The following is a 13,876-nucleotide window of genomic DNA, read 5'->3' as shown; positions in this document are numbered from 1 at the left end:
AAGCGTCAGCGCCCGCGCCCGCGCGAAGAGTCCACGGCGCGGGCAGCACGCATCAGGCTTTTTTAGCGCCGCGGCCCGTCAGGCCCCGTTCCCACGCGCGCAGGCCCCGGCCCTACTTCGACGCTTCCCCCGCAGCCGGCGCAGTCGCAGGCGCGTGCATCGAGTCCCCGCCATGCTGCTCCCCCGACATATCCACCTTGTCCCCCGCCTTCATCAGCACGAACAACGCGACAGCCGCAAAGATGGCAAACCCAATCCCGATCTTCCACATGACCAATCTCCTGAACTGAAAAGAAAAAGGCCCCGCACCGCAAAGGCGCGAGGCCCACGAACGCCACCCACCCCATCCGGGGAATACCGCGGAACCGGCTTCGCCGGGCCGCAGGTATTGCCCCCTGCAAGGGGGTGGGCGTCTACACGAAGTGAAAAAGCCTGGGGGTGTGCCTAGTCATTTGCGTAGATGTCCACGTCCTTCGTCTCGCGGATGAAGATCGTGCCGACCACCAGCGTCATGGCGGCGATGATGATCGGGTACCAGAGGCCGTTGTACATGTTGCCGGTGCTGGCCACGATCGCGAAGGCGGTGGTCGGCAGCAGGCCGCCGAACCAGCCGTTGCCGATGTGGTAGGGCAGGCTCATCGAGGTGTAGCGGATGCGGGTCGGGAACAGTTCGACCAGCATGGCGGCGATCGGGCCGTAGACCATCGTCACCAGCAGCACCAGCCAGAACAGCAGCACCACGGTCATGACCTTGTTGATCTTGGCCGGGTCGGCCTTGGTCGGATAGCCCGCGGTCTTCAACTGTTCGGCCACGCTCTTCTTGAAAGCCGCGATCTCCTTGGCCGAACCCTCGTCGAACTTGTGGTTGACCACCTTGCCCTGGGGTGCCGTGATCGCCACCTCGCCGATCTTGACGACGGCGGGCGAGCCGGCCGGGCCGTCGGCGCGCTCGTAGCTCACCGAGTTCTGCACCAGGTAGCGCTTGGCGATGTCGCAGGAGCTGCTGAAGTCGATCTCGCGTGCCACCGGGTTGCCCTGGAACGAGCAGGAACTCGGATCGGCGGTCACGACGACGCCGGCCGTGGCCTGGGCCCGGGCGAGGTCCGGATTGGCGCTCTCGGTCAGCATCTTGAAGACCGGGAAGTAGGTCACCACGGCCAGCAGGCAGCCGGCCATGATGATCGGCTTGCGGCCGATCTTGTCGGACAGCGTGCCGAAGACGACGAAGAAAGGCGTGCCGATCAGCAGCGCGGCGGCGATCATCAGGTTGGCGGTGGTCGCATCGACCTTGAGCTGCTGCGTCAGGAAGAACAGCGCGTAGAACTGGCCCGAATACCAGACCACGGCCTGGCCGGCGGTGAGGCCGACCAGCGCCAGGATCACGATCTTCAGGTTCTTCCACTGGCCGAAGGATTCGGACAGCGGCGCCTTCGAGGTCTTGCCCTCGGCCTTCATCTTCTGGAACGCGGGAGACTCCGACAGCGACAGCCGGATCCAGACCGAGATGGCGAGCAGCAGGATCGACACGAGGAACGGAAGCCGCCAGGCCCAATCGGCGAAGGCGGCCTCGCCCACGCCTTCGCGCACACCCAGGATCACCAGCAGGCTCAGGAACAGGCCCAGCGTGGCGGTGGTCTGGATCCACGAGGTGTAGGCGCCGCGCTTGCCATGGGGCGAATGCTCGGCCACGTAGGTGGCTGCACCGCCGTACTCGCCGCCGAGCGCGAGGCCCTGCAGCATGCGCAACGCGATCAGGATCACCGGCGCCGCGACGCCGATGGTCGCGTAGCTGGGCAACAGGCCGACGATGAAGGTCGACAGGCCCATGATCAGGATGGTGACCAGGAAGGTGTACTTGCGGCCGATCATGTCGCCGAGCCGGCCGAACACGATGGCGCCGAAGGGGCGCACCAGGAAGCCGGCGGCAAAGGCCAGCAGCGCGAAGATGAAGGCCGCGCCGGCATCGAGGCCGCTGAAGAACTGGCGCGCGATCACGGGCGCCAGCGAGCCGTACAGATAGAAGTCGTACCACTCGAACACGGTCCCCAGCGACGAGGCGAAGATGACCTTCTTCTCCTCCTTGCTCATGGGCCGGGGAGCGTTTGACGCTCCTCGCGAATCTAGTGTGGCTGCCATGTCGTCTCCTGTAGAAATATCCGCCCACGGCGTGGGACGTGACGCATTCTTGGAGTGGCGACTGACCCGAGGCTGTCGCGAAACTGAACCGTCGCTGACGGTTTAAGGTCAAACCCGCGGCCGACGTTTCAGATCGCAGGAAATCTACCGATTGCTGCGCAGCAGCATGGGCCGCTGGTCGGCGGCGTCCCAGTCCGGGCCGTCGAACCAGGCCTCGCCGTGCAGGCAGGCGCGCAGCATCGCCAGACCGTCGAAGCCCCAGAACAGGCGGCCGTCGACCTCGAAGGCCGGCACCCCGAACACGCCGCGCGCGATCGCTTCGTCGGTGTTGGTCTTGAGCTGTGCCTTGACTTCGTCGCTGCCCGTTTCGCGCAGCAGCCGCAGCGACGCTGCGAGCGCAGCCAGGCGCGCGGGGTCGCCGGGCTCCTCGCCCGTGCGCCAGACGTCCCGGAACACGGTCTCGGCCGCATGGCGATTGATGTCTGCATCGGTGCTGGTCGCCAGCGCCAGCCGCAGGTGCGGCAACGGGTTGTAGGGATGCGTGGCGGGCATCCGGATCGGAATGCCGTGCGCCTGGCCCAGCCACAGCACATGGCGGTAGGTCCAGCTGCGCTTCGCCGGGATCTCGGCCGGCCCGAGCTGGCCGTGGTGCTTGAGCAGCGCGCCGAGCAGCACCGGCCGGTAGGCGACGCTGTAGCTCAGGCCCTCGAGCGCCTGCGGCAGATGCTCGAACGCGAGATAGGCATAGGGCGAGATGAAATCGAGATGGAAGGTGATGTGCTTCATGGCGTGTCTCCGTCGGCCGGCCCGAAGCCGGCTCCGGCGCGCAATTCGATGGCGCGCCAGACGCCGCGCTTGCCCGCATCGTCCATGCGGCTCCAGGCGGCGATCTCCGGCAGCGTGCGCAGGCAGCCTTCGCAGAAGCCGCTGGCCGGGTCCATGCGGCAGATCGAGATGCACGGCGACGGCAGGTCACGGGCCATGGCACATGCGGCCGCTGCGCGCTCGGGCAACGACGCCAGCGTGTCGGTGCTCACCAGGAAGCCTCCGTGCTGCGCACTGCGGCGTGCGCCTGCTTGGAGCGGCCCGGCGCTGCGCTCACACCACGTCCGCGACCGGCGCGCCGGTCAGGCCTTCGAGGTCCTTCGGACGCAGGCGCACCACCGCATGCGGATGGCCCGCCGCGGCCCAGACGTCCTCGAAGCGGAACAGCTCGCGGTCGATCAGCATGACCGGTGCCGTGGCATGCGCGAAGGGCGAGACGCCGCCGATCGAGAAACCGGTGCGCGACTTGACGAAGTCGGCATCGGCGCGGCCCAGCTTGCCGACCAGGGCCTCGACCTTCTTCTCGTCCACGCGCTTGTCGCCCGAGGTCACGACCAGCACCGCGCTGTCGTCGGACTTGCGGCGGAACACGATGCTCTTGGCGATCTGGCCGACGGCGATGCCCAGCGCATCGGCCGCCTGCTGCGCGGTGCGCGCGGCGTCGTCGAGCATCTGCGGCGCGTGGGGATGGCCCTTGTCCTGCAGCAGGCGGGCGACGCGCTGCACGCCCTCCGGCAAGGAAGTCAGTTCGGCACCGCACATCACCGGCCCCCACGCTTGCCACTGCGTGTGCTGCGCTGCCCCCCGAGGGGGCCTTCGCGTCTTGGGAGCGGCCCGGCGACGCTCATGCGGACCTCTTCGTGCGGATCGCCTTCGAGGCGCGCGAATTCGGCTCGCGCCCGAGCGCTTCGCTGATGTAGACGCCGGCGTCGATCAGCAGGTCGAGGTCGATGCCGGTCTCGATGCCCATGCCGTGCAGCATGTAGACCACGTCCTCGGTCGCGACGTTGCCGGTCGCGCCCTTGGCATACGGGCAGCCGCCGAGCCCGGCGGAAGAGGTGTCGTACTGCCAGACGCCCATCTCCAGGCTGGCCAGCGTGTTGCCCAGCGCCTGGCCGTAGGTGTCGTGGTAGTGGCCCGAGATGTCGTCGATGCCGTAGTGCTTGAGGGTCGCCTCGATGGCGCGCTGCACCTTCAGCGGCGTGCCGACGCCGATGGTGTCGGCCACGCCCACGTGCTGCACGCCGATCTCCTTCATGAGGCCGGCCAGCAGCTCGACGCGCGAGGGCGCGATCTCGCCCTCGTAGGGGCAGCCCACGGCGCAAGACATCGCGCCGCGCACGTAGATGCCGTGCTCGCGCGCCGCCGCGACCACCGGCCGGAAGCGCTCGATGCTCTCGGCGATCGAGCAGTTGATGTTGCGCTGGCTGAAGGCCTCGCTGGCGGCGCCGAAGACCACGATCTCGTCGGGCCATTCGGCGCGCGGCGCGGCGATGGCGGCCTCGAAGCCCTTCATGTTCGGCGTCAGCACCGAGTAGCGCACGCCGGGCTTGCGCCGGATGCCGTGCATGACTTCGGCGTTGTCGGCCATCTGCGGCACCCACTTGGGCGAGACGAAGCTGGTGACCTCGATCTCCCTGACGCCGGCCTCCTGCAGGCGGTGCACGAGGCCGATCTTGATCTCGGCCGACACCGGTTGCTTCTCGTTCTGGAGGCCGTCGCGCGGGCCGACGTCGACGATCTTGACTCTGGAGGGAAGTTTCATGGGGCGCTCGTGGTCGATGAAGAAGATGCAGCCGCTATTTTCTACCGCATCCGACCCGTTGAGGACCGAGCAGGAATTGCTGCGCGATTTCTGGGTCTATCCCGCCATGTCTCAGTAGGACTTGGGCAGGCCCAGGGCCTTTTCGGCAATGAAGTTGAGGATCATCTGCGGGCTGACCGGCGCGATGCGCGGAATGTAGCTCTCGCGCAGCAGGCGCTCGACATGGTATTCCTTCGCGTAGCCCATCCCGCCGAGCGTGAGGATGGCGTTCTGGCAGGCATCGTGCGCGGCTTCGGCCGCCAGGTATTTGGCCGTGTTGGCCTCGATGCCGCAAGGCTCGCCGGCGTCGTACAGCGCGGCCGCCTTGAAGACCATCAGGTCGGCCGCCTCCACGTTGGCCCAGGCGCGCGCGAGCGGATGGGCCACGCCCTGGTTCTGGCCAATCGGCCGGCCGAACACCACCCGCTCCCTGGCGTACTGCGCCGCGATGCGCAGCGCCGCGCGGCCCAGGCCCACGGCTTCGGCCGCGATCAGGATGCGCTCGGGATTCAGGCCGTGCAGGATGTACTCGAAGCCCCTGCCCTCTTCGCCGATGCGGTCGGCCTCGGGCACTTCGAGCCCGTCGATGAACAGCATGTTGGAGTCGACCGCGGCGCGGCCGAGCTTGTGGATCTCGCGCACCTCGACCCGGCTGCGGTCCAGTGCGGTGTAGAACAGCGTCAGGCCCTGGGTCGGCTTCTTCACTTCTTCGAGCGGCGTGGTGCGCGCCAGGATCAACATCCGGTCGGCGACCTGCGCGGTCGAGATCCAGATCTTGCGGCCATGCATCAGATAGCCGCCATCGGCTTGCCGCAGGGCCTGGGTCTTGAGTCGCGTGGTGTCGAGGCCGGCGTCGGGCTCGGTGACCGCGAAGCAGGCCTTCTGCTCACCCGAAATCAGCGGCGGCAGGAAGCGCTGGCGCTGCGCTTCGCTGCCGAACACCACCACCGGGTTGAGTCCGAAGATGTTCATGTGGATCGCCGAGGCGCCCGACATGCCGGCGCCCGAGGCGCTGATGGCGCGCATCATCAGCGCCGCCTCGGTGATGCCCAGTCCGGCCCCGCCCTGCGCCTCGGGCATCGCGATGCCGAGCCAGCCGCTGGCGGCCACGGCGCGGTGGAATTCATGCGGGAAGGTGGCGCTGTCGTCATGCTCGCGCCAGTAGTCGGCGGGGAAGTCCTGGCACAGCCGTTCGATGGCCGCCACCAGCGCGCGCTGGTCGTCGTTCAGAGAGAAGTTCATGTCGGGTTTTCGGTGGGATGAGGACTGCTCGCGCCTGCGGCCGTTGTGTTTTCTGCGCTCATTCGGGCTGGATGCCCGCGGCCTGGATCAGCTTCTTCCACTTGCCCAGCTCGGCCACCGTGAAGCTGCCCAGCTCCTCGGGCGTGCTGCCGAAGGCGTCGAAGCCGAGCTTGCCGACGCGCTCGCGAAAGGCCGCACTGTTGGCCATGCCGGCCAGCGCCTGGTTGAGCTTCGCGACGATCTCCTTCGGCATGCCGGCCGGCCCATAGACGCCGTTCCAGGAGGTGATGTCGAAGCCCTTGAGCTCGGGCGTGTCGGCCAGCGGCGGCAGCTCGGGGAACAGCTTCGTGCGCTCCTGCGTCGTGACCGCGATGGCGCGCATGCGGCCGGCGTTGACCGTCGCGAGGCCGGCCGCGAGGTCGACCACCATCATCGACACCTGCCCGCCGATCAGGTCGGCGATGGCCGGCGGCGTGCTCTTGTAAGGCACGTGCAGCATCGGGATGCCACTCATGCGCGACAGCGTGGCGCCGCTCACGATGCCGGTGCTGTTGCCGCTGGCGTAGCTGAGTTTGCCCGGATTCGCGCGGCCCCAGGCCAGCAGTTCTTCCACGCTCTTGACGGGCAGATCGTTGTTGACCACCAGCATGAACGGCAGGTTGCCCATGCGGCTGACCGGCGTGAAGTCCTTGACCGGGTCGTAGGGCAGGCGCTTGAACAGGCTCGGGTTGGCCGAGTGCGTGGTGTTGGTCGTCATGAACAGCGTGTAGCCATCGGGCGCTGCCTTGGCCACCGCCTCGGCCGCGATCACGCCGTTCGCGCCGGCCCGGTTGTCGACGATCACGGAGCCCTTGAGCGCCTCGCCGAGCAGCTGCGCCGTGATGCGCGCCACCGCGTCGGTGCCGCTGCCGGCCGCGAACGGCACCACCAGCCAGATCGGCTGCTTCGGGTAGCTGGCCTCCTGCGCGAAGGCCCATGGCACCGCGACGCCCAGGCCGGCCCCGGCGCCGAGGGCGACGAAGCGGCGGCGAGCGTGCCTTGCCGAGTCCTGGTCGATCGTCTGCATGCCGGTCTCCGGTCGGCCTCAGGGCGTCGCCTTGAAGTTGCTGTCCTTCACGAGCCGCGCCCAGCGCGCCGAGTCTTCGGTGATGGTGGCGGCGAACTGCTCGGGGCTGCCGCCGACCGGCTCGTAGTCGATCCGCGCCAACTGCTCGCGGACCTCGGGCAGCGCCAGGATCCGGACCACTTCGGCGTGCAGGCGCTGGACGATCGCCGGCGGCGTGCCGGCCGGGGCCAGCAAGCCGGCCCACGAGCTGAAGTTCATGCCCTCGACGCCGGCCTCCTGCATCGTCGGCACCTGCGGCAGCGTCGGCGAGCGCTGCGGCGACAGCACGGCCAGCGGGCGCAGCTTGCCGGCACGGATCATCTGCACCGCATTGAAAGGGTCGATCGTCATGTCGACCTCGCCGGCCACCACGGCCTGCATCTGCGGCCCGGTGCCCTTGTACGGCACGTTGACCATGCCGGGCACGCCGATGCTGGCCTTGAACTGCTCGCCGATCAATCCGATCATGCTGCTGCCGGCCGAGAAGCTCATCGGCCGCGTGCCTGTGCGGGCCAGCGCGATGAACTCCTGCAGCGTCGAGGCCGGCACCGAGGGATGCACCACCATCACGAGGCCGATGTTGCTGATCAGGCTGATCGGCGCAAAGCTGGCGAGGGGTTCATAGGGCGCCTTGTAGAGCACCGGGCTCAGCACCTGGGCGCCGGCCGTGTTCAGCAGCAGGGTGTAGCCGTCGGGCGCGGCGCGCGCGACCAGGTCGGTGCCGATGATGCCGTTGGCGCCCGGCTTGTTGTCGATCACCACCGGCTGCTTGAGCCCTTCGGACAATTTCTGCGACAGCATGCGCGCCACGATGTCGGTGGCACCGCCCGGCGAGAACGGCACCACCAGGCGGATCGATCGGCTCGGATAGGCCTCGCTGCCCCAGGCGGCCGGGCCGGCCAGGCAACCCAGCACGGCCAGGCCCAGCATCAGCCGGCGCCGTGAAATGCTCTTTTTCATGTGGACTCCCCCCTGAAAAGACCGCAGCGGGCGGTCACCGTGTCCTTGACGGCTGCGTGGCGGCGTCGCGGTGCGGGTCCTCGATCGAGCGGCAGGCGGCACGCAGCATCGCGGCGATCTCTTCGATGCGCGGCTCCACGCGGTAGCGCGGGCCGGCGACGGACACCGCATAGGCCTGGCCGCCGATGTGCACCGGCCAGGCAATGCCCGCGAGGTCGGGAATGCTCTCGCCCAGGTTGCCGTACCAGCCACGGGCGGCCGAGCCTTCTATTTCCTTGGCGAGGGCCGCGGCGGAACTCAGCGTCGAGTCGGTGAGGCGCGCGAGCTTCATGCCTTTCAGGGTCTTGCTGCGCGCTTCGGCGGACAGGGTGGACAGCAGCGCGCGGCCCAGCGAGTTCGCATAGGCCGCCCGGGTCTCGCCGGCCGCGGCCGTGTAGCGGATGCTCTGCGGCGCCTCGACCACTTCGAGATAGACCACCTGCCCGCCCTCGCGCAGCTTGCCGAACACCACCGTCTCGCGCGCCGCGTCGCGCAGTTCCTGCAGGGCCGGCTTGACGCGGTCGAGCACCGGGTCGTGCGCCGAGATCACCTGTGCCATCGCCAGCAACCGGCTGGTCGGGTAGTAGCCCTGGCGCCGCCCCGTCTCGTAGACGTAGCCGCGCTCCTCGAGGGTGCGGATCAATCCCAGGCAGGATGACACGGGCATGTCCAGAAGGCGCGCCATCTCGGACAGCGCGAGCGGCTGCTTCTCCTGCGCGAAGGCCTCGATGATCTCGATCACACGCCATGCCGTCTTCACACTCATGAATTTATTTTCATGTATGAGAAAGATCAACGCAGCAGGGTTTGTCCGGAGCGGACCCGGTCACACCGGCAATGCGACCGCATGACGAGCGGCGAACGACTCACATTGAAAGCGAGCGCCTTCGGCTAACATCCAAACCGACCGGCCGTCATCTTTCCTGGCCTGCACGAGGACGTCGAATTGGCTACCGAGAACGCTTTCGCCGAGCTGGGCTTGGCATCCGACGCGACCGGGAGCGAGGTCAAGGCGGCATGGCGCCGGTTGGTTTCGCAATGGCATCCGGACCGCAACGACGACGCCGACGCCGTCGCGAAGATGCAGCGCATCAACCAGGCCTTCGAGGAAATCCGCCGCGCCGGGCTGCTTCGCACAGCAAGCAGCGGAGTCGACGAAGATGAGCCCCCGAAGCACGAACCCGCATCGGGCCGGCCGCGCCGCCCGATCAGCCGCAAGGTCAAGCTCACGCTCGAGGAAGCGGCGATCGGCTGCATCAAGGTGCTGCGCGGCAAGGTGACCGAGATTTGTTCCACCTGCGCGGGTGCCGGACACCGGGTGCTCGGCGGCCATTGCGCGCATTGCGGCGGCTCGGGCGCGATTCCCAAGCGCTCTTTCTTCGGTTGGCCCGGCGGCGTGACCGAATGCGAGGCCTGCCTGGGCGGCGGGATCGCGAGGCAGCTGTGCCCGGCATGCGAAGGCGCCGGCAAAACGGCGGCGCGCAGCTACCAGGTCAACGTGCGCATTCCGAGCGGCGTGCGCCACGGCGATCTGCTGCATGTCGGCGGCGGACACGCGCGCAAGAACCTGCCGCCCGCCGATCTGGAAATCCGCGTCGAAGTGGCGCCGCACGCGTTCTTCCAGCTCGATGACGACGGCACCATCCGCTGCGAGGTCCCAGTCGACGGCTTCGCCTGGATTGCCAACCGGCCGATCCAGGTGCCGACCGTCACCGGCTTGCAAGCGCTGCAGCTCCAGCGCGACCGGCTGTCGTACCGCCTCGACGGCCAGGGCTTTCCGATCGAGCGCCGAGGAGCGCGCGGCGACCAGTGGATCACGGTGCTGCCGATCTTTCCGGACACGCTCAGCACCGACCAGGAGATCCTGCTCGACCAGTTGCTGGCCACCAGCGCCCACGCCCTGGACGACCGACTGCGCAACTGGAGCCGGGGCATGAAGGCCTGGGAACGCGGCCTGTCGGGACGCCGCCGCTGACCTGCGGCGCCATGCGCGGCAGCTTCAAGGAGCCGCAGCGAAGCTCCCGAAGCCGGCTCAGTAGCCGCGCTCGACGTCCACCACACCCGCGATCGGCGCACCCTGCTCCATCGCCCGGATCTTGCCGGCGATCTGCGCGATCGAAGCGTCGCGCTCGGTGCGTGCCGACCCATGCGGCGTCACCGTGATCTTCGGATGGCTCCAGAACGGATGCCCGGCCGGCAACGGCTCGACCTCGAAGACATCGAGCGTGGCGCCGGCGAGCTGGCCGCTGTCGAGCAGCGGGATCAGGTCGTCGTCGACCAGGTGGGCGCCACGCGCCACGTTGATCAGGTAGCCGCCGGGCCGCCCGCCATTGAGCTTCGAGAGCGTCTCGCGATTCAGGATGCCGCGCGTCCCGGGGGTCAGCGGCAGCAGGTTCACGAGCACGCGGCTGGCGCCGAGGAAGGCATCCAATTCAGCATCGCCGGCGAAGCAGCGCACGCCGTCGGTGTGCTTGGGTGAACGGCTCCAGCCGTTGACCGGAAACTCGAACTGCGCCACCGCCTTGGCCACGCGTTCGCCGAGCACACCGAGCCCCATCACGCCGACCGCGAAGTCGCTGCGCTCGCGCGGCTTGCGGTAGCTCCAGCGGCCCGCGCGGGCCTCGGCCTCGTAGGCGTCGAACTCGCGGAAATGCCGGATCAGCGCATGGCAGACGTACTCGGCCATCTGCACCGACATGCCGGCGTCGTCGAGCCGGACCACTTTCGTCTGCGGCGCCACCTTGAGCTTGAGCAGCGCGTCGACACCGGCGCCGATGTTGAACAGCCCGCGCAGGCCCGGCTGCTCGTCGAGGAACTGCTGCGGCGGCGTCCAGACCACGGCATGGTCGGCGGGCGCGGCGCCCGGCGCCCAGTTCTCCACCTCGGCTTCGGGCAGAGCGGCGCGGAGGCCCTCGATCCAGGGATCAGGGCGGTTGTCGGTCAGGCAGACGGTGATTCGAATGGGGGAGGTCATTCCCGAAGCTTAAGCCGCGATGCGCAACAACTCTGCCCCCTCCGTGACCTGGTCGCCCGGCACATACAGCAGCTCCTCGACCGTCCCATCGGCCGGCGCCGCGATCGTGTGCTCCATCTTCATCGCCTCCATCACGGCCAGCGGCTGGCCGCGGCTGACCTTGTCGCCGGCCTTGACCGCGAAGGACACCACCTTGCCGGGCATCGGCGCCGTGAGGCGCCCGCCCTCGGCATGCGTCTCGCCGGCATGGGCCAGCCGGTCGATGGCGACGATCCTGGTCGCGCCCTGCGCGCCGAACACATAGGCCGTGGCCTCGTCCGGGTAGACGTTGAGCGTGTGGCGCCGGCCATCGAACTGCAGTTCGAGCTCGCCCGACGGAAAGCTGCCGATCACCAGCGGGCCCGAGACCTCGCCGACCTGCAGCGAGAGCGCGCCATCGTGCAGGTAGCGCAGCGTGGCGCTCTTGGGCTCGCCGCGGAACTCGAACTCGAAGGGCCGCACCGCGACGCCGTGCGATTGCCAGCCGTCGCGGCGGCTGAACGGATCGGCGCTGGCCGTCGCCGCCTCGGCCAGCAGCGTGCGCGCGATCGATGCCGCGGCCGCCAGCGGCAGGCCCAGCGGTTCCTGGTCGAACAGCACCGCGCGCTCGCGCTCGATCAGCGCGGTGTCGAGCTTCGCATGCGCGAACGAGTCGGTGCGCAGGATGCCGCGCAGGAACTGCACGTTGGTCGCAACGCCCACGATGTGGGTCTGCGCCAGCGCCAGGTCGAGCCGCGCCAGGGCTTCCTCGCGCGTGGCACCGTGCACGATCAGCTTGGCGATCATCGAGTCGTAGAAGGGCGAGATCACGTCGCCCTCGCGCACGCCGTCGTCGATGCGCACGCGGCTGCGCTGGAAGGCGGTGGCCTGCGGCTTGCGATAGACCCGCAGGGTGCCGGTGGCGGGCAGGAAGTTGTTGTCCGGGTTCTCGGCGCAGATCCGCGCCTCGATCGCATGGCCATGGATCTGCAATTGGTCCTGCTTCAGCGGCAGTGCTTCGCCCGAGGCCACGCGCAGCTGCCATTCGACCAGGTCCAGGCCGGTGATGGCCTCGGTCACGGGATGCTCCACCTGCAGCCGGGTGTTCATCTCCATGAAGAAGAAATTCATCTCGCCGTTCGAACGCTGCTCGACGATGAATTCCACCGTGCCGGCGCCGACGTAGTTCACCGCCCGCGCCGCGGCCACCGCGGCCTCGCCCATCTGCTTGCGCATGGCTTCCGTCATGCCGGGTGCGGGCGCCTCCTCCAGCACCTTCTGGTGCCGCCGCTGCACCGAGCAGTCGCGCTCGAACAGGTAGACGTAGTTGCCGTGCGTGTCGCCGAACACCTGGATCTCGATGTGGCGCGGCCGCTGCACGTACTTCTCGATCAGCACCGCGTCGTCGCCGAAGCTGTTGATCGCCTCGCGCCGGCAGGAGGCCAGCGCGGCGGCGAAATCGCCCGTCTTCTCGACCACGCGCATCCCCTTGCCGCCGCCGCCCGCGCTGGCCTTGATCAGCACCGGATAGCCGATGCTGTCGGCCTCGCGCTGCAGCAGCGCCGGGTCCTGGTCGCTGCCGTGGTAGCCGGGCACCAGCGGCACGCCGGCCTTCTCCATCAGCTGCTTCGACTCCGCCTTCAGCCCCATCGCCTTGATCGCCGACGGCGGCGGGCCGACGAAGACCAGGCCGGCATCGGCGCAGGCCTGCGCAAATTCCTCGTTCTCGCTCAGGAAGCCGTAGCCCGGATGCACCGCCTCGGCGCCCGTGGCCTTGGCGGCCTCGAGGATCTTCTCCCAGCGCAGGTAGCTCTCCTTGGGCGCGCTGCCGCCGAGGTACACCGATTCGTCGCAGGCCCGCACGTGGTTGGCGTGGGCGTCGGCGTCGGAATACACGGCGACCGTGCGGATGGCCATGCGGCGCGCAGTCGCGGCCACCCGGCAGGCAATTTCACCGCGGTTGGCGATGAGGATCTTCTTAAACATGGTGCGTCTCCGCGGTGAAATCGCCTTCGCACGCTTCGCGTGCCATGCAATGTGGCTGCGCCGCTGCGCCGCTTCGCGGCTGGTCGCCCCGGTTGGCGATCAGGATCTTGTTAAACATTCGATGAGTCTCCAGGAGGGTTCTTCTTGAGCTGGAAGGCGGGCACCACGCCGGGGTCGGCCCGACCGCTGAAGATGCGCGCCACGCGGCCGAACAAGGATTTGAGGAAGCGCCAGCTCTTTCGGATCAGCCAGACGCTGAGCACCAGCACGACGATGAAGAGAAGGCCGAACACCAGCGGATGCGCGACCGCCAGCCAGAGGCCGGCCGGCACCATCGTGTCCTCGACCAGCGAGGCGCCGACATTGCTGAAGGGTTCGGGCGAGGTGTTGATCGCGGCCCGGGTGGTCGCCTTGGCCGCATGCGCCGTGGCCGCGAAGCCGCCGCCGAGCAGGGCCGCCACCAGCGCCATCGCCGCGTGATCGGCGCCGAACACGCCGGCCGCGAGCGCGGCCCCCGCGGGAATGCGGATCGCGGTGTGGACCATGTCCCAGATCGAATCGAGGCCCGGAATCTTGTCGGCGAAGAACTCGACGAAGACCATGAAGCCGCTGGCCGCGATCACGACCGGATGCGCCAGCAGCTGAAGGCCGCTCGGCAGCGGCAGCCACCCGAGGTAGCCGGCCAATCCGGTCAGCAGCACGACCAGATAGAGCCGCACGCCGCTGGCCCAGCCCAGCGCGGCGGCCAGTGCGAGCAGTTGCGGCATGTCGAGCGAGGTCATGAGAC

At 68.5% G+C, this 13,876-nt stretch carries 14 protein-coding genes; 1 reads left to right on the top strand and 13 read right to left on the bottom strand.

The features are described 5' to 3' along the window. Positions 1-112: 112 nt before the first annotated feature. From AC1D2O_RS10990 to AC1D2O_RS10945, 10 genes are all read right to left on the bottom strand, one after another. Complete coding sequence (locus AC1D2O_RS10990; protein WP_478086292.1) at positions 113-271, bottom strand: hypothetical protein; 159 nt, start codon at positions 269-271, stop codon at positions 113-115. A gap of 173 nt (positions 272-444) precedes the next feature. Next, on the bottom strand, positions 445-2,136 hold the full coding sequence (locus AC1D2O_RS10985) for an MFS transporter (RefSeq protein WP_478156970.1): 1,692 nt from the start codon (positions 2,134-2,136) through the stop codon (positions 445-447). Positions 2,137-2,280: 144 nt separating this feature from the next. Then, entirely contained in the window at positions 2,281-2,922 is a 642-nt protein-coding gene (locus AC1D2O_RS10980; RefSeq protein ID WP_478086295.1) for a 2-hydroxychromene-2-carboxylate isomerase, read from the bottom strand. Continuing rightward, positions 2,919-3,173 (bottom strand): DUF1289 domain-containing protein, encoded by a 255-nt coding sequence (locus AC1D2O_RS10975; protein ID WP_478086296.1) that lies wholly within the window; start codon positions 3,171-3,173, stop codon positions 2,919-2,921. Before AC1D2O_RS10975 ends, AC1D2O_RS10980 begins: the two co-directional genes overlap by 4 nt. A 61-nt stretch (positions 3,174-3,234) precedes the next feature. Then, positions 3,235-3,723, bottom strand: coding sequence for a YbaK/EbsC family protein (locus AC1D2O_RS10970; RefSeq protein ID WP_478086297.1), 489 nt, complete (start codon positions 3,721-3,723; stop codon positions 3,235-3,237). Between the two features lie 82 nt (positions 3,724-3,805). After that, complete coding sequence (locus AC1D2O_RS10965) at positions 3,806-4,726, bottom strand: hydroxymethylglutaryl-CoA lyase (RefSeq protein ID WP_478086299.1); 921 nt, start codon at positions 4,724-4,726, stop codon at positions 3,806-3,808. A gap of 111 nt (positions 4,727-4,837) precedes the next feature. Next, on the bottom strand, positions 4,838-6,007 hold the full coding sequence (locus AC1D2O_RS10960) for an acyl-CoA dehydrogenase family protein (protein ID WP_478086300.1): 1,170 nt from the start codon (positions 6,005-6,007) through the stop codon (positions 4,838-4,840). A gap of 58 nt (positions 6,008-6,065) precedes the next feature. Continuing rightward, a complete protein-coding gene (locus tag AC1D2O_RS10955) occupies positions 6,066-7,073 on the bottom strand; it encodes a Bug family tripartite tricarboxylate transporter substrate binding protein (protein ID WP_478086301.1) in 1,008 nt (335 codons plus the stop codon). A gap of 18 nt (positions 7,074-7,091) precedes the next feature. Continuing rightward, a complete protein-coding gene (locus tag AC1D2O_RS10950; protein ID WP_478086302.1) occupies positions 7,092-8,072 on the bottom strand; it encodes a Bug family tripartite tricarboxylate transporter substrate binding protein in 981 nt (326 codons plus the stop codon). Between the two features lie 34 nt (positions 8,073-8,106). After that, positions 8,107-8,877, bottom strand: coding sequence for an IclR family transcriptional regulator (locus AC1D2O_RS10945; protein ID WP_478086304.1), 771 nt, complete (start codon positions 8,875-8,877; stop codon positions 8,107-8,109). 180 nt (positions 8,878-9,057) lie between these two features. On the opposite strand from AC1D2O_RS10945, the gene AC1D2O_RS10940 reads away from it, so the two are divergent. Then, positions 9,058-10,086, top strand: a complete 1,029-nt coding sequence (locus AC1D2O_RS10940) for a DnaJ C-terminal domain-containing protein (RefSeq protein ID WP_478086305.1) — start codon at positions 9,058-9,060, stop codon at positions 10,084-10,086. A gap of 57 nt (positions 10,087-10,143) precedes the next feature. Here the strand turns inward: AC1D2O_RS10940 and AC1D2O_RS10935 are convergent, their stop codons facing one another. The 3 genes from AC1D2O_RS10935 to AC1D2O_RS10925 all read right to left on the bottom strand — a co-directional run bounded on the left by AC1D2O_RS10935 (position 10,144) and on the right by AC1D2O_RS10925 (position 13,871). Further along, positions 10,144-11,073, bottom strand: a complete 930-nt coding sequence (locus AC1D2O_RS10935; protein WP_478086310.1) for a 2-hydroxyacid dehydrogenase — start codon at positions 11,071-11,073, stop codon at positions 10,144-10,146. Between the two features lie 21 nt (positions 11,074-11,094). Continuing rightward, positions 11,095-13,089: an acetyl/propionyl/methylcrotonyl-CoA carboxylase subunit alpha gene (locus tag AC1D2O_RS10930; RefSeq protein WP_478156968.1), complete on the bottom strand. Its 1,995-nt coding sequence runs from the start codon at positions 13,087-13,089 to the stop codon at positions 11,095-11,097. A 110-nt stretch (positions 13,090-13,199) separates the two neighbouring features. After that, entirely contained in the window at positions 13,200-13,871 is a 672-nt protein-coding gene (locus AC1D2O_RS10925) for a DUF4126 domain-containing protein (protein WP_478094990.1), read from the bottom strand. Positions 13,872-13,876: the final 5 nt, after the last annotated feature.

This window comes from Variovorax sp. P1_G12, assembly GCF_056405555.1.
Note: the sequence above shows the minus strand (reverse complement) of the source record. Positions and strands in the feature narration are given on the sequence as shown.